Origin of the sequence: Salegentibacter sp. T436, assembly GCF_001932675.1 — a bacterium.
GTDB classification, from domain to species: Bacteria; Bacteroidota; Bacteroidia; order Flavobacteriales; family Flavobacteriaceae; genus Salegentibacter; species Salegentibacter agarivorans.
Genome location: NZ_CP012872.1, coordinates 3787193 through 3802393 on the forward strand (window position 1 = coordinate 3787193; position 15201 = coordinate 3802393).

The window sequence follows — 15201 nt, forward strand, 5'->3', positions numbered from 1 at the left end:
TGATAAAATGCTATTTTTTTAACCAGTTACTGCTATACTCACAGTCTTTAAACTTTCCGTTTACTTTTATATAGGTATCTCCTATTTTTTCCTGTTGCCACTCTTCTATAGCTTCTAACTGTTTATCTCTTAACGCAAGCTCTTTGATCTTTGTAAAATCTGTAGCGTAATTAGCTTCGTGCTCCGCTATTCTTTTATTTACTTTTATAAGTTTAAAAAACGGGCGCCCGGTTCTATCCTGGTCGCGCATTCTTAAAGAAAGTTCACCTTCCTGCAAATCTCCTACCTCATCATACAATTTTGGGTCTATCTTAGAAAGTTCAAAACGAGTATCACCCGTTCTTGGGTTTATAAGTTTCCCACCATCTCCCCTGGTTTCTTCTTCATCAGAAAATTCACGGGCAGCTTCAGCAAAATCTAAAACCCCTTCGTCTACTCTTTTTCTAATGCTATCAATTTTTGCCTTGGCTTCTTCTACTGAAGCATTGGTAACATCTGGAATAAGTAGTATATGTCTTAGGTCTATGTTTTGTCCTCTAATTCTATCTACCTGGATAATATGAAAACCGAATTCGGTTTCAAAAGGTTCGCTCACTTCCCCTGCTTGAAGACTAAAAGCTACGTCTTTAAATTCTTTTACAAAATTATCTTTTCTTGAAAGAGAAATTCTACCCCCGTCCCTTGCACTTCCAGGGTCTTGAGAATATAACACCGCTTTAGTGGCAAAGCTGGCGTCGTTATCTAAAACATCTGCCCTAAAGTCTTTTAAACGATCAATTACTTTTTGTTTTTCACTTTCAGGAATTTCCGGCTCTATAACAATTTGAGAAAGCTCTACTTCTTCTCCAAAAACCGGTAATTCGTCTTCGGGAATGCTTTCGTAATAAGCTCTTACTTCTTCAGGAGTAATTTCTACATTTTCCACAATTCTTTGCTGCATACGGTTTGCTAACTGTCGCTCTTTATTAAGCTCGAACAATTCGCTTCTAAATTCAGCTTCATTTTCTTTATTGTAGAATTCCAGGACTTTATCCATAGAACCTACCTGGCGTACCATTTCAGAAATTTGCTGATCTATATAACTATTAACCTCGGCATCCATTACAATAATACTATCCTGGATGGCGTGGTGTGCATAAAGCTTGTTTTCCATAAGGGAACCGGCCAGTTGGCAATCGGTCACATCTGCAGTAGACATTCCCTGGCTTTGCATATCTTTGTACATCATATCTACATCGCTGTCAAGAATAATATAATCTCCAATTACAGCCGCAATTCCGTCTACTTTACGACGTTCTGAATTGTTAGTTTCGGCAACGGTATTTTGTGCGATCTCCTCTTCTGGTTGAATTGAGGTACTATCGGTTACAATCACATCTTGCGAATAACCGGTAAAACCCAGTAAAACGGCCAAAAGAAAGCCCGTATTTTTAATTATAGATTTCAAATTGTTCATTTTTAATTGCATCTTTTGTAATATCTTTTTCCAGTTCTTTTATTAAATTTCTTTTTCGCTTATTAAGCAAAATCTTTTCTATGGTAGGTTCTGCATACTCAAATGGAGCATCCTGCCCATGTTCCAACACATCATTTACGTAGATCAAATATACACCTAATGAATCTTCTACCTCAAAAAAATTAGATTTGTTTAATAGATTGTCCCTATTATTAGATGATAACGCGGGGATCTTATCGTAAACCGTTTTAATCTTTACCCAAACCGAATCGTTTAACGAGTAATTTTTAAACTGAAGCGATAATTTTTCAAGTTCTTCTTTATCCTCTTCATTAAAGCGTTTGAGATAAGTTTTTATTTCCTCTATATTAGTATTATTCTCTTCCAGGCTTACATACCTTAGTTTCAATAAATCTTCAGTAAGTTTAAAATTTCCTTTATTTTCTTCAAAATACACCTTTTTCTCGCTCTTGGTTAAACTACTATCTAATTGCCTGCCTACTACAGCATCTTTATATGCACTTGTATAAAGTTCATTTTTATAGTTTTCTATAAGGTCTCTAAACTCTTTTTGCTGACTTTCAGGAAGGTTTAATTGCGCCCGGTCTATAAGTAATTGCTGTGTTGCCCAACGTGTAATGTAATTAGACACAATAAGACTACTGTCTTCTGTAGACGTATTTTCGTTAATTAAAGCATTAATATCTTCTTCATACAAATAAGAATCGTTCACTCTTACTATCACTTTACGCGCTTCATCTTTCTCAAAATAAGTACAACTTGCGAGCAAAAAAGCGGCAATTAAAGAAACTATAAAAAACGATGATATCTTCAAATTCATTAAGTTGAGATAGCAATTTACATACCATTTTTAAAAGACTAACAGCCTGTAATTTGCGCGTAGGCAAAAATAAGAATTCCTATAGGTTCTACAAGCTTATGGCTAAACGATTATAAGCTTCTTAAAATTATAATTTTAAAATGAAATAGGCTTGTTAAATTGAAAATGACTAAAATAATTTTGAAGCTGCAATAGTTTTAAGAGATTTTGTATGAATAATTAAAACCTGCTATTATATTTGCCAAAAACAATATTATTATGATACGCAGCAGTTTATTAATTGCTTTTTTATGTTTTAGCGTTTTTGTTAGCGCACAAACAAAAGTAGGAACCATAGATACCGATTACATCCTTTCCCAAATGCCCGAAATGGAAGAGGTAAATGAAGGCTTACAGGCTTACGATAAGCAATTACAACAAGATTTCCAGGGAAGTGTGAAAAAATATGACACCCTGGTAAAGAGCTACCAGGCAAATGTAGAAACACTTGCCGATGAAGCCCGGCAACAAAGTGAATCTGAAATTATTGAATTGGAAAACCAAATCAAGCAATTTAGACAAAGAGCCCAGGTAATGATGCAAATGAGACGAAACGAACTTACCAATCCGCTTTACGAAAAAATTAATGTCGCTATGCGAGCAGTAATACAGGAAGAAGGTTTTACGCAAATTCTTCACGCCGGTGGAAACAGTCTTGCTTTTTCGGCTGAAGAATATGATATTACCGAAAAAGTAATGAATAAAATGGGAATTGAAATTCCTGAAACAACAGAAGAAGAAGAATAGAGTTTAGAGACTCTATTTCATTTAATACTGGAATAAATAAGTAAGACCCCACAGGTTCATAAAACTTGTGGGGTCTATATTTTTGAATAGCCGTCTAGTCTACCTACTGTAATTAGGCGACTCGTTGGTAATAGTTACATCGTGCGGGTGGCTCTCGTGAATTCCTGAAGCGGTAATCTTCACAAACTTTGCATTCTCCTTTAATGTTGGAATATCTTTCGCGCCGCAATAACCCATCCCGGCTTTTAAACCACCTACAAACTGGTGTATACTTTCTTCCAGCTCTCCTTTATAAGGAACCCTACCAACAATACCTTCCGGTACAAGTTTCTTTATATCATCTTCCACATCCTGGAAATAACGATCTTTAGAGCCTTTTTGCATAGCCTCTACAGATCCCATACCGCGATAGGATTTAAATTTTCTTCCTTCGTAAATAATTGTTTCCCCTGGAGATTCTTTAGTTCCGGCAAGCAAGGATCCAAGCATTACACAATCGGCTCCGGCAGCTAAAGCTTTAGGAATATCACCGGTATAGCGAATTCCGCCATCGGCAATTACCGGAACGCCAGTTCCTTTTAGTGCTGCTGCAACTTCAAGAACTGCAGAAAATTGAGGAAATCCAACTCCTGCCACAACTCTGGTAGTACAAATTGAACCGGGACCAATTCCTACTTTTACCGCATCTGCTCCGGCTTCAGCTAAATATTTAGCAGCTTCACCAGTAGCAATATTTCCTACTACCACTTCTAAATCAGGGAACTTTGCTTTTACGTCTTTTAAAACCGAAACCACACCTCTGGTATGCCCATGTGCAGTATCAATAATAATTGCATCTACCCCTGCATTAACCAAAGCCTCTGCTCTATCTACCGCATCTGCGGTTACCCCAATGGCTGCAGCAACACGAAGTCTTCCAAAGCTATCTTTATTTGCATTAGGCTTTTGGGTAAGTTTAGTAATATCCCTAAAAGTTATAAGCCCAACAAGCTTGTTATCTTTATTAACCACAGGAAGTTTTTCAATCTTATTTTCCTGTAAAATATCTTCTGCCTCGTCCAGCGAAGTGCCTTCGGCCACAGTTACCAGGTTTTCTGAAGTCATAACCTCAGCAATTGGCCTGCTATTATTTTTTTCAAATCTAAGGTCCCTGTTTGTAACAATGCCCAGCAATTTCCCATCATCGTCTACAATTGGGATTCCACCAATACTATGCTCGCGCATATTTGCTTTCGCATCGCTCACATTGGCAGTAATAGGTAAAGTAACGGGATCTATAATCATTCCGCTTTCGGCACGCTTTACTTTACGAACTTTAAGTGCCTGTTGCTCGGCAGTCATATTCTTATGCAAAACACCAATTCCGCCTTCCCTGGCCATAGCAATAGCCATCCTGGATTCGGTAACCGTATCCATTGCGGCCGAGATTATGGGCACATTTATAGAAATGTTTTTTGTGAATTTTGTGCGAATACTTACTTCTCGAGGTAGTACTTCAGAGTAAGCGGGAACTAGCAATACATCATCGTAAGTAAGGCCTTCTCCTAAGATTTTGGAATCGTGTGCGATCATAGCAATTAAAGATTTAATTGCGTGCAAATATAAGCTTTTTATAGCAAAATCTGGCTTAAAAGATATTAGTTATCAGAAAATTAAATTATAAGATTTAATGATAAGCGGTAAAGATTTTAGATGCTTCGTTATAGGCCGATTCAAAACTCGTCATTTTTATATTTGAATCTGCTTTTTTGGAATTGAAATAGGAAAGCATTTTTTCTGAAGGCATATTTCCTGTTAATTCGTCTTTGGCCATTGGGCAACCGCCAAATCCCTGGATCGCTCCGTCAAATCTTCTACAACCCGATTTGTATGCTGCATCAATTTTTTCGTGCCACTTTGTTGGGGTGGTATGGAGATGAGCTCCAAATTCAATTTCAGGATATTCTGGAATTAAATTTGAAAATAAATATTCAATTATATCAGGAGTAGAGCTCCCAATAGTATCAGATAAAGAAAGGATTTTCACTCCCATGGCCGACAATTTTTCTGTCCACTCCCCTACTATCTCCACATTCCATGGATCTCCATAAGGATTCCCAAAGCCCATAGAAAGATAGGCTACTACTTCTTTGTTTGTTTTTTCAGCAATTTCCAGGATCTCACTTAAAATATCTACCGATTCGGCGATGGTTTTATGCGTATTACGCATCTGGAAATTTTCAGAAATAGAAAACGGATAGCCCAGATAATCAATTTCGTTGTGAACGGAAGCATTCTCTGCACCCCGGGTATTGGCAACAATAGCCAGTAATTTACTTTTAGTGGTGCTCAAATCTAGTTTGGATAAAACCTCGGCAGAATCTGCCATTTGCGGGATTGCTTTAGGGGAAACAAAACTTCCAAAATCTATGGTATCAAATCCGCAGCGCAATAAAGATTGAATATACTGTACCTTTTTTTCGGTAGGAATAAAGGTTTTAATTCCCTGCATTGCATCTCGTGGACACTCTATAAGCTTGATTTTATCCATACTTTCAAAGATAGTATTTTAAGGAATATCTAAAAACCTTTAGAAATTAATTCATTTTATTAAATTGAAAGTATAATAGCACCGCTCTAACTAAGTTTCTTTTAAACTAATATAAAAACTGCAATTCCTATAAAAACTACAATTTGCAACCATTTTAAAACCACCCCAGAATGTTTATGTAATTTAAGATAGGTAGATATTTTTCCCGCCAGCAAGGCTACGCTTCCAAAAATAAGAATGGTTAAAAGCATAAAAATGGCTCCCAGAATATAAAATTGGATCACTGTATTTCCTCCGGGCTCCCAAAGAAAACCCGGAAAGAATGCGAGAAAAAAGATAGTAACTTTAGGGTTCAGCATATTCATTATAAAACCCTGTTTAAAAAGTGATAACAGGGATTTTTCTTTTATTCCTTCAGCCGAATAGGCAATTTCGGGATCACTTTTGTAAACCTGCCAGGCGAGATATAAAAGGTAAACAGCGCCGAACAGTTTAATAATAAAAAAGAGGCTTTCAGAACTTTTAATTATAGCTGAAACTCCAAAGGCCACAAGACTGGTATGAATAATAATCCCCGCAGCAAGCCCCAAAGCAGTTACAAGACCGTGTTTTTTTCCATTGGCCATTCCCTGTACCATTACATAAATAATATCGGGACCGGGAGAAATGGTAAGAATTGCCGAGGCAGTTAAAAACGGAATAAGTTGTTCTAACAAAATTTATCTTCTTTCAGATTTTTTCCTAGTAAGCAAAAAATAAATCACGTAAAACCAGCTAAAAATTCCGTGTATAATCATTAATAAAACCGAACGGTTACGCTCCCATGAGGTGATGGCAGCTACAACGGTTCCTAAACTAATCCCATTCCTAATTACTGTATGGGTAACTTCAGAAGTAGTTTCAGAGAAGCTATAGGCATCAAGACTAATTATAACTATTAATAAAAAACTTAGGTGAAATTTCTTCATTTATGACTTGTTTTTAGCTAAAATTGCCTGGTTAATCTTTTTTATTAATTCTGGGCCTTCATAAATAAACCCCGTATAAAGTTGTACTAAACTGGCACCGGCTTCAAGTTTTTCCAAAGCATCTTTTGCAGAATGAATTCCGCCTACACCAATTATAGGAAAAGCTTTATTGCTTTTTTCAGAAAGAAACCTAATCACTTCTGTAGCGCGATTTTTTAGGGGTTTTCCGCTTAGGCCGCCCATTTCGTTCTTGTTTTCTGACTGTAAATCATCTCGCGCAATGGTGGTATTTGTAGCAATAACCCCGGCAATTTTAGTTTCCTTAACTATGTCTATAATATCTAAAAGTTGCGCATCAGTAAGATCGGGTGCAATTTTTAGTAGAATTGGTTTCTGTTTTGGCTTTGTAGCGTTTAAGCTTTGCAGCGTATTTAGTAAATTAGTGAGTGGCTCTTTATCCTGTAATTCCCGTAAGTTTGGAGTATTGGGGGAACTCACATTTACCACAAAATAATTCACATAATTGTAGAGTGCTTCAAAACAAATCTTATAATCGTCTACGGCATTCTCGTTTGGCGTAATTTTATTTTTACCAATATTTCCGCCAATCAGCACGTTTTTATTCTTTTTTAGTCTTTCAACAGCGGCTTCTACACCATCGTTGTTAAAACCCATTCGGTTAATAATCGCGCCGTCTTCTTTTAATCTGAATAATCGCTTTTTTTCATTTCCGGGTTGCGGCTTTGGAGTCACGGTACCAATTTCAATAAAACCGAAGCCAAGATCTGATAATTCCTGAAATAGCTTTGCGTCTTTATCAAAACCGGCAGCAAGCCCAACCGGATTTTTAAACTTTAAACCGAAAACTTCACGCTCTAACCTCGAATCTTCCACCCGAAAATTCTTCCGCACAAAACTTTTAAAAGCAGCTGTTTTGCCGAATTTCTTTAGTGTTTTAAAGGTGAAGTGATGTACCCATTCCGGGTCAAAACGAAATAATAAAGGCCTAATCGAAGATTTATACATGGCGGTTGGTTTGTGCAAAAATAGCAGAAATCATAAAAAACCGGCAGTAAATCTTAAAAGGTTTTGAAGCTGAAACGTGAATGTTTAATTTTGAATCAAACTACTAACCAATGATTAATAAACAGCGCATCATAGATCGCTTTATTAGCTATATTACAATTGATACCCAAAGCGATCCCCATAGCACAACAACTCCAAGCACCGACAAACAATGGGTTTTAGCCCAAAAACTGGCTAGTGAATTAAAAGAAATGGGAATGACCGAGGTAAGCATAGACGATCACGCCTATGTAATGGCTACGCTCCCGGCAAATGTTCCGCATAAAGTACCGGTAATTGGATTTATTTCGCATTTTGATACTTCGCCAGATTTTAATGCTACCAATATAAAACCCCAAATTATTGAAAATTACGACGGTAATGATATTATCCTGAATAAGGAAAAAAACATCATATTATCTTCAGAATATTTTGATGATTTAAAACAATATAAAGGCCAAACTATAATTACAACCGATGGTACCAGCCTTTTAAGCGCCGATGATAAAGCGGGAATTACCGAGATTATGACCGCAATGAAATATTTGCTGGATAATCCTGAAATTCCTCACGGGAAAATTAGGGTAGGTTTTACACCCGATGAAGAAATAGGTCGTGGTGCTCATAAATTTGATGTAGAAAAATTTGGTGCAGAATGGGCGTATACTATGGATGGTAGCCAAATTGGCGAACTGGAATTTGAGAATTTTAATGCCGCAAAAGCAATTGTTAAAGTTAATGGGAAAGGTGTTCACCCCGGCTACGCAAAAGATAAAATGGTAAACAGCCAGTATATTGCCGTAGATTTTATTAACTCGCTACCGCGTTTGGAAACCCCAGAGCATACTGAAGGCAGACAGGGATTTTTTCACCTAAGTGATATGAAAGGCGATGTTGAAGAAACCGTGTTGGAATATATAATTCGGGATCACGATTTAGGCCATTTTGAAGCTCGTAAAGAAATGATACAGGACCTGGCTTCAGAGATTTGTTCGCAATATGAAAATGATTGTATTTCAGTTGAAATTATCGATCAATATTTTAATATGAAAGAAAAAATAGAGCCGGTAATGCATATTATTGAAATAGCTGAGAATGCAATGAAGGCAGTAAATGTTGAGCCTATTTTAAAACCAATTCGTGGCGGAACTGATGGCGCGCAACTAAGTTACATGGGACTACCCTGTCCTAATATTTTTGCCGGCGGCCACAACTTCCACGGGAAGTATGAATATGTACCGGTAGAAAGTATGCAAAAAGCCACTGAAGTAATTGTTAAAATCGCTGAATTAACTTCAGAAAATTATAAGTAATCAGTTTGTCTAAAAGTTAAAAATGGCAGTAAAATCGGTAGATCAGTATATTGAAACCCACCCAACCTGGGAGCAGGAATTACTTTCTTTACGTGAAATACTACAAAACACTGAATTGGAAGAATGTATAAAATGGGGTGCACCCGTTTATGCTTTAGATGGGAAAAATGTAGTAGGAATGGCTGCTTTTAAAAATCATTGTGCACTTTGGTTTTTTAATGGCGCTTTATTAAAAGAAAATACCGCTTTACTTTACAATGCCCAGGAAGATAAAACCAAAGCTTTAAGACAAATAAGGTTTAAAAAAGAAGATGAAATAAAACCGGAAATTCTTCAGAAGTATATAGCCGAAGCCATACAGAATCAACGGGAAGGAAAAGAAATAAAACCTTTAAAAAATAAAACACTGGTACTGCCTTTAGATCTCAAAGAGGCATTAGAAAAAGATGAACATTTCAAGAATTCCTATTATCAGTTAACTAAAGGTAAACAAAGGGAATACGCCGATTATATTTCTGAAGCAAAAAGAGAGGTTACAAAAAAATCCCGCCTGGAGAAAATTAAACCGATGATTCTAAGCGGGGTCGGGTTAAATGATAAGTATAAAAATTGCTAAGATCTTTTATAAGAACCTAAAACAGTTTCTGTTTCTAATATCTTAGATTCTGAAACGAGTTCAGAATGACGTTTTTTACAGTTCTTAAATCTTCTATAAAATAAGAATCCCCAGCGCTATGGCCTGGGGATTCTAAATTCTATTGATTAAAACAGAAAAAACTATTTCTTTTCTTTAATAGCTTTTGCCTTACTTTCTTTTTCTGGCTTCGCCGGTTCGTTGAGTTTTTTACTCATTTCCATCGAGATGGAAGAACGATCAAAGGTTATTTTTCCTGCTCCGGTTTCTATAATTACCGCATTATTTTTTTCGCTAAAATCAACAATTTTGCCGTGCATTCCGCTTTTGGTAACCACACGGTCACCACGCTTTAATTCTGATGCAAAATTACGTTCCTGTTTAGCTTTTTTCATTTGCGGGCGTATCATAAAAAAATACACCACCACAAACATTAATATTATTGGGGCAAACTGGGTTAATTGATCCATTTACTAGCTAGCATTTTCTTCGGTTTCTACAAAGGCTTTAATTCTAAGACGCTCTGTACCAGCTTCAGTATTAGCAGTTACTGTAACAGTTTTTGTTACCTGTCCTTTTCCAGAACCGTTGAATTTAACCAACATTTCACCACTTTCTCCTGGCTGAATTGGTTCTTTGGTCCAGGTTGGTACTGTACAACCGCAAGTACTTTTTGCATTGGTAATTACCAATGGTGCCTGGCCGGTATTAGTGAATGTAAAAGTATGCTCTACGTTCTCACCTTTTGGAATATTCCCGAAATCATGTTCAGATTTCTCAAATTCCATTTTAGGATAAACAGTAGCCTGAGCATCACGCTCTGCAGCGCTTTCTACGTTTTCGGCTTTAACTTTTTCTGAGGCGTTATTGTTGTTTTCTTTACAAGAAGTAAATAGCAGCGCCCCTACTGCAGCTAACATTAAGATTCCATTTTTCATAATAGTGAACTTTATAATTTAATTTTTAAAAATAAGAAATTTTATTGACTACATAAGGCCCCGCCCTACTTTATTTAACTTATTATCATCTTTATATTCTTTAGAAAGTTTATCTAAAACTCCGTTAATAAAAATGCTACTCTTTGGGGTACTATACTCTTTGGCAAGTTCCAGGTATTCGTTAATAGTAACCTTTACCGGGATTGATGGGAACTTTAAAAACTCACAAATTGCCATTTTAATAAGGATCATATCAATTTCAGCAATTCTATCTTTATCCCAATTGGGGGTTTTCCCTAGCATTTCGTTGGCCAGAGTTTCATCATTCAAATACGTTTTTCTGAATAATTCTTTGGCAAAATCTTTATCCTCTTCATTTTTATATAGTTTCCCTATCTTAAGATTTTCAGCAGAATTAGGCTTTAATTTCTGAAGGAATTTCAGCACGGCCGTGTTTACCAGCGGTAGATCGTCTACCCAGGTAAGTTTCGCATCTTCTAGATAATCGTATAATTTTTCATTGGGTGCTATTACTTCTTTAAAAATAGCTATGATAAACTCTTTGTCTTCTTTAAAACTGGAATCGCGGGTTTCCATGTAATTTTCGTAAAGATCGCTCTTCTTTATCTCCTGCCAGATAATTTGTACATAATCATCATCCCTTTTCCAGTGTGTTATTTTTCTTGATTCCAGTGCGTCCTGCAGGCTTTCATTATGCTCTAGAATTTCAAAAATGGCGTTAGAAACAAATTTTTTATTAGGATCTTTATCTTCGCTGGTAGCAAGATGTTTTTGTTGGGATTTTTCTAAAAAGTTTTCGGCCTGGCCCTTTAGTTCTGCAATTAGGCTTAATTGTACAAGGAACAGGTCGTACATCTCTTCCATACTTTTAAGCAGGAATCTCTCCTCGGTTCCCAGGTTGTCGTTTTGGCTTTGGTTAAAGGCGTAAAGTGATTGCATTACTTTAACCCGAATATGTCTTCTTGTCAACATAAGTGTAAAAGAACTTTTTAGAATTAGAAAAGGCGAAAGAATATTCTTTCGCCTTGCAAAAATACCAAACTTTTGAAATTGATTACTTCAAATTTTGTTTTTTTCTATCATCAATTCTTTGCTGTGCAATTTTAAGTGCTGCAAAGTGGGATGTCATATCTTCCTTATCTGCTTTAGAAAGAATTTCTAGCGTAGTATTGTAGATATTTTCAGTCTTACGTATAATTTCCTTTTTATCATAATTCTCTAATTCGGCGTAAACATTTATAATTCCGCCGGCATTAATTAGAAAATCCGGAGCGTAAACAATTCCTCTTTCTCTTAAAATTGTACCGTGAGTAACCTCATCAGCCAACTGGTTATTGGCAGCACCGGCAATTACCTTAGCCTTAATACGGTTTACTGTATCATCGTTAATGGTAGCGCCAAGGGCACAGGGGGCGTAAATATCTACTTCGGCTGCATATACATCAGCGTCATCATAAATAATTGCTCCATATTTATTTTTTACTGCTTCAAGACGTTCTTCGTTAATATCACTGATAAAAACTTTAGCTCCATCTTGAGTTAAATGCTCTACAAGGGTCTCACCAACGTGACCAATCCCCTGAACCAATACGGATTTCCCTTCAAGATCGTCACTTCCAAATTTGTGTTTTGCAGCGGCTTTTATTCCCATAAAAACACCGTAAGCGGTTATTGGAGATGGGTTTCCTGCTCCACCTTTATCTTCAGAAATTCCGGTAACGTATTTAGTTACTTCACGAACAGTATCCATATCTGCAGTTTCCATTCCCACATCTTCTGCTGTGATATATTTTCCGCTAAGGGAATCTACAAAACGTCCAAAACTTTTCATAAGTTCAGGAGTTTTTTGGGTTTTAGCATCCCCAATAATTACGGCTTTTCCACCGCCAAGATTAAGTCCGGTAATCGCACTTTTAAAGGTCATACCTCGAGAAAGACGCAAAACATCATTTAAGGCTTCCCATTCACTGCTGTAATTCCACATTCGGGTACCACCAAGTGCTGGTCCTAAAACCGTGTTATGAATACCAATAATTGCCTTTAAACCTGTATCTTTGTCGTTGCAAAAAACTACTTGCTCGTGGTTGTCAAAAGAGAGCTGACCGAATACCGGTGCAGACTTTTTAAGTTCATTTGCATTTAGAACATCAACTTGCATAACTTGTTACATTTTATAAATTAGTGTTTTCATATTTCTGAAAATCACAGGGCAAAAATAAAGAATATTTCAACAAAGAGGTTTTTAAAACGTGTTAAAATAACATATCCTCAATTTTTAGCTTTTTTACTCTTAAATGAAGAACCTTAAGCATCTCAATAAATATTTCCTGAAGTATAAATGGAAACTACTAATTGGCCTCGTAATTACCATCGTTGCCCGTATTTTCGCATTGTATTATATTCCGTTAATCGGTGATTCTACTGATGCGATAGAGCAATATATTAACGGTGAAATAAGTACTATTGACGTTCTTAGAACCGAACTTGCTATAAACATTGCGCTAATTATAGGAGCAACATTAGTAGCTGCATTTCTTACCTTTTTAATGCGACAGACCTTTATTGTGGTTTCGCGTTATATTGAATTTGATCTTAAAAACGAGATTTACAAACACTACCAGGAACTTTCGCTTAATTTTTATAAAAAGAACCGTACCGGCGATTTAATGAATAGAATTAGCGAAGATGTGAGTAAAGTAAGGATGTACCTTGGCCCGGCCATTATGTACACGGTTACCACGTTCACTTCTACCGTTGTGGTTTTAATTTTTATGGTTCAGGCAGCGCCAGAGCTCACTTTATATACTGTAGCACCCTTACCGGTTTTAGCATTTTCTATCTATAAAATTAGCGTTGCCATTCATAAACGCAGTACTGTAGTGCAACAATATCTTTCCAGGCTCAATACATTTACACAGGAGAGTTTCAGTGGAATTGCCGTTATAAAATCTTACGGGATGGAAACCCAGATTAACCACAATTTCGTAGACCTGGCTAATGGAAGTCGCGATAAAAATATTGATTTGGTTAAAGTCCAGGCTTTTTTCTTCCCGCTAATGGTATTATTAATAGGGATTAGTAATGTACTGGTAATTTATATAGGTGGTAATCAATATATAAACGGCGAGATTGATAATATTGGAGTTATTGTTGAATTTCTCCTCTATGTAAATATGCTTACCTGGCCAATTGCATCTATAGGTTGGGTAACTTCTTTAGTACAGCAAGCTGATGCTTCCCAGGAACGCATCAATGAATTTTTAGACGAAAAACCTGAAATTACGAATAAGAAAAAAACACCAGATGAAATTCACGGGAGCATCGCTTTTAATAATGTGAGTTTTACCTACGATGATACGAATATTACTGCGCTTAAAAATGTTTCTTTTGAAGTTGAAAGTGGAGAAACTCTCGCCATAATTGGAAAAACCGGCGCAGGAAAATCTACCATCCTGGAACTTATTGGAAGACTGTATGATGTTGACCAGGGCACTATTAGTATAGACGGAAAAAATATTGAAAATCTAAACCTGGATAGCTTAAGAAACAGCATTGGTTACGTTCCCCAGGATGCATTTTTATTTAGTGATTCTATTAAAAACAATATCAAATTCGGAAAAACCAATGCCAGCGACGAAGAAATTTTTGAAGCTGCCAAAAATGCATCGGTTCATAAAAATATTGTTGGCTTCAGCAAAGGTTATGATACGGTTTTAGGAGAACGCGGTATAACGCTTTCCGGCGGTCAAAAGCAACGTGTTTCTATTGCGCGTGCCATAATTCACGATCCTAAGATCTTATTGTTTGACGATTGTCTTTCTGCCGTAGATACTGAAACTGAAGAGGCTATACTGAATAACCTTTTTAAAATTTCAAAAGAAAAAACGACCATAATTGTAAGTCACAGGATTTCTTCAGCAAAAAATGCCGATAAAATTATTATTCTGGAAGACGGCGCTATAGTGCAACAAGGGACTCATTCCCAATTACTAAACCAGCAAGGCTATTACAAAGAATTGTATGCAAAACAGCTAAATGAAAAAGAAATGTGAAAATTTTTTGCTAGATGTTAAAAATTTTTAGATTTTTGAGCAGTACTAAACCAAATTATAAAGAATCTATTTTATGAGCGACAAGGGAATGATGGAGAAAGAAGAAATATTCTCTAAAGTGCTAAGGGCCGGAAGAAGAACTTACTTCTTTGATGTGAGAGCCACACGTGCAGACGATTATTACCTAACTATTACCGAGAGTAAAAAGTTTACCAACGATGACGGTTCTTTTTTCTACAAAAAACACAAAATTTACCTTTACAAAGAGGATTTTGCCGGTTTTAATGAAATTTTACAGGAAATGACCGACTTTATTCTGAATGAAAAAGGAGAAGAGGTAATTAGCGAACGTCACCAGAAAGATTTCAAAAAAGAATATGAAACTTCAGAAAACGGTGAGACGCAAGGTGTTTCTCCAGAGAAGTTTACCGATGTGAGTTTTGACGACATCTAAAATTTTACCTGAGCATTGAGATTAATTGCTCTAATGCTTAACTTAAAATTACAGTAATTTTATAAAGTGCCTCGTGCATTTGTTTCGAGTTAACTATTTAAAAACTCTACAAAACCGTCCCGATATTTTCAGGACGGTTTTTT

The 15201-nt window shown here is 36.4% G+C and carries 16 protein-coding genes; 5 read left to right on the plus strand and 11 right to left on the minus strand.

Annotation, left to right across the window (positions count from 1 at the left end):
- Positions 1-10: 10 nt before the first annotated feature.
- Together AO058_RS16915 and AO058_RS16920 are read right to left on the minus strand one after the other, a co-directional pair.
- Positions 11-1468: a peptidylprolyl isomerase gene (locus tag AO058_RS16915; protein WP_075327607.1), complete on the minus strand. Its 1458-nt coding sequence runs from the start codon at positions 1466-1468 to the stop codon at positions 11-13.
- The gene (locus AO058_RS16920; protein WP_075327608.1) at positions 1431-2297 is read right to left on the minus strand and encodes a peptidylprolyl isomerase; all 867 of its coding nucleotides are present in this window, start codon (positions 2295-2297) and stop codon (positions 1431-1433) included. Before AO058_RS16920 ends, AO058_RS16915 begins: the two co-directional genes overlap by 38 nt.
- 258 nt (positions 2298-2555) lie before the next feature.
- Between AO058_RS16920 and AO058_RS16925 the strand changes: the two genes are divergently transcribed.
- Entirely contained in the window at positions 2556-3083 is a 528-nt protein-coding gene (locus AO058_RS16925; protein ID WP_075327609.1) for an OmpH family outer membrane protein, read from the plus strand.
- Between the two features lie 99 nt (positions 3084-3182).
- On the opposite strand, the gene guaB is transcribed toward AO058_RS16925, so the two are convergent.
- The 5 genes from guaB to AO058_RS16950 all read right to left on the minus strand — a co-directional run bounded on the left by guaB (position 3183) and on the right by AO058_RS16950 (position 7607).
- The gene (gene guaB / locus AO058_RS16930) at positions 3183-4655 is read right to left on the minus strand and encodes an IMP dehydrogenase (RefSeq protein ID WP_075327610.1); all 1473 of its coding nucleotides are present in this window, start codon (positions 4653-4655) and stop codon (positions 3183-3185) included.
- Positions 4656-4749: 94 nt separating this feature from the next.
- Entirely contained in the window at positions 4750-5613 is an 864-nt protein-coding gene (locus AO058_RS16935) for a hydroxymethylglutaryl-CoA lyase (protein ID WP_075327611.1), read from the minus strand.
- A 101-nt stretch (positions 5614-5714) separates the two neighbouring features.
- The gene (locus AO058_RS16940) at positions 5715-6329 is read right to left on the minus strand and encodes a LysE family translocator (protein WP_075327612.1); all 615 of its coding nucleotides are present in this window, start codon (positions 6327-6329) and stop codon (positions 5715-5717) included.
- A gap of 3 nt (positions 6330-6332) precedes the next feature.
- Positions 6333-6581 carry a hypothetical protein gene (locus tag AO058_RS16945; RefSeq protein ID WP_075327613.1) on the minus strand — a complete coding sequence of 83 codons (249 nt, stop codon included), beginning with the start codon at positions 6579-6581 and terminating at the stop codon, positions 6333-6335.
- Complete coding sequence (locus tag AO058_RS16950) at positions 6582-7607, minus strand: quinone-dependent dihydroorotate dehydrogenase (protein WP_075327614.1); 1026 nt, start codon at positions 7605-7607, stop codon at positions 6582-6584. It lies immediately after the preceding gene.
- Between the two features lie 110 nt (positions 7608-7717).
- Between AO058_RS16950 and pepT the strand changes: the two genes are divergently transcribed.
- Positions 7718-8959, plus strand: coding sequence for a peptidase T (pepT, locus tag AO058_RS16955; protein WP_075327615.1), 1242 nt, complete (start codon positions 7718-7720; stop codon positions 8957-8959).
- A 22-nt stretch (positions 8960-8981) separates the two neighbouring features.
- On the plus strand, positions 8982-9575 hold the full coding sequence (locus tag AO058_RS16960; protein WP_075327616.1) for a YdeI/OmpD-associated family protein: 594 nt from the start codon (positions 8982-8984) through the stop codon (positions 9573-9575).
- Between the two features lie 161 nt (positions 9576-9736).
- On the opposite strand, the gene yajC is transcribed toward AO058_RS16960, so the two are convergent.
- From yajC to AO058_RS16980, 4 genes are all read right to left on the minus strand, one after another.
- On the minus strand, positions 9737-10063 hold the full coding sequence (gene yajC, locus AO058_RS16965; protein WP_070053409.1) for a preprotein translocase subunit YajC: 327 nt from the start codon (positions 10061-10063) through the stop codon (positions 9737-9739).
- A gap of 3 nt (positions 10064-10066) precedes the next feature.
- The gene (locus AO058_RS16970; protein WP_075327617.1) at positions 10067-10531 is read right to left on the minus strand and encodes a DUF1573 domain-containing protein; all 465 of its coding nucleotides are present in this window, start codon (positions 10529-10531) and stop codon (positions 10067-10069) included.
- A 48-nt stretch (positions 10532-10579) separates the two neighbouring features.
- Positions 10580-11524 carry a transcription antitermination factor NusB gene (gene nusB, locus AO058_RS16975; protein WP_075327618.1) on the minus strand — a complete coding sequence of 315 codons (945 nt, stop codon included), beginning with the start codon at positions 11522-11524 and terminating at the stop codon, positions 10580-10582.
- 82 nt (positions 11525-11606) lie between these two features.
- Complete coding sequence (locus AO058_RS16980; protein WP_075327619.1) at positions 11607-12710, minus strand: Glu/Leu/Phe/Val family dehydrogenase; 1104 nt, start codon at positions 12708-12710, stop codon at positions 11607-11609.
- Positions 12711-12846: 136 nt separating this feature from the next.
- Here AO058_RS16980 and AO058_RS16985 point away from each other — a divergent pair, with 136 nt between their 5' ends.
- Both AO058_RS16985 and AO058_RS16990 read left to right on the plus strand, forming a co-directional pair.
- Positions 12847-14604: an ABC transporter ATP-binding protein gene (locus AO058_RS16985; protein WP_075327620.1), complete on the plus strand. Its 1758-nt coding sequence runs from the start codon at positions 12847-12849 to the stop codon at positions 14602-14604.
- Positions 14605-14677: 73 nt separating this feature from the next.
- Positions 14678-15058, plus strand: a complete 381-nt coding sequence (locus tag AO058_RS16990; protein ID WP_075327621.1) for a PUR family DNA/RNA-binding protein — start codon at positions 14678-14680, stop codon at positions 15056-15058.
- Positions 15059-15201 lie beyond the last annotated feature (143 nt).

Bases quoted from the DNA above. Each gene is read 5' to 3' on its own strand.
- AO058_RS16945 (WP_075327613.1), bottom strand. From the start codon at position 6,581: ATGAAGAAATTTCACCTAAGTTTTTTATTAATAGTTATAATTAGTCTT.
- AO058_RS16960 (WP_075327616.1), top strand. From the start codon at position 8,982: ATGGCAGTAAAATCGGTAGATCAGTATATTGAAACCCACCCAACCTGG.
- AO058_RS16920 (WP_075327608.1), bottom strand. From the start codon at position 2,297: ATGAATTTGAAGATATCATCGTTTTTTATAGTTTCTTTAATTGCCGCT.
- yajC (WP_070053409.1), bottom strand. From the start codon at position 10,063: ATGGATCAATTAACCCAGTTTGCCCCAATAATATTAATGTTTGTGGTG.
- AO058_RS16980 (WP_075327619.1), bottom strand. From the start codon at position 12,710: ATGCAAGTTGATGTTCTAAATGCAAATGAACTTAAAAAGTCTGCACCG.
- AO058_RS16915 (WP_075327607.1), bottom strand. From the start codon at position 1,468: ATGCAATTAAAAATGAACAATTTGAAATCTATAATTAAAAATACGGGC.
- nusB (WP_075327618.1), bottom strand. From the start codon at position 11,524: ATGTTGACAAGAAGACATATTCGGGTTAAAGTAATGCAATCACTTTAC.
- AO058_RS16950 (WP_075327614.1), bottom strand. From the start codon at position 7,607: ATGTATAAATCTTCGATTAGGCCTTTATTATTTCGTTTTGACCCGGAA.
- AO058_RS16990 (WP_075327621.1), top strand. From the start codon at position 14,678: ATGAGCGACAAGGGAATGATGGAGAAAGAAGAAATATTCTCTAAAGTG.
- pepT (WP_075327615.1), top strand. From the start codon at position 7,718: ATGATTAATAAACAGCGCATCATAGATCGCTTTATTAGCTATATTACA.
- AO058_RS16985 (WP_075327620.1), top strand. From the start codon at position 12,847: ATGAAGAACCTTAAGCATCTCAATAAATATTTCCTGAAGTATAAATGG.
- guaB (WP_075327610.1), bottom strand. From the start codon at position 4,655: ATGATCGCACACGATTCCAAAATCTTAGGAGAAGGCCTTACTTACGAT.
- AO058_RS16970 (WP_075327617.1), bottom strand. From the start codon at position 10,531: ATGAAAAATGGAATCTTAATGTTAGCTGCAGTAGGGGCGCTGCTATTT.
- AO058_RS16925 (WP_075327609.1), top strand. From the start codon at position 2,556: ATGATACGCAGCAGTTTATTAATTGCTTTTTTATGTTTTAGCGTTTTT.
- AO058_RS16935 (WP_075327611.1), bottom strand. From the start codon at position 5,613: ATGGATAAAATCAAGCTTATAGAGTGTCCACGAGATGCAATGCAGGGA.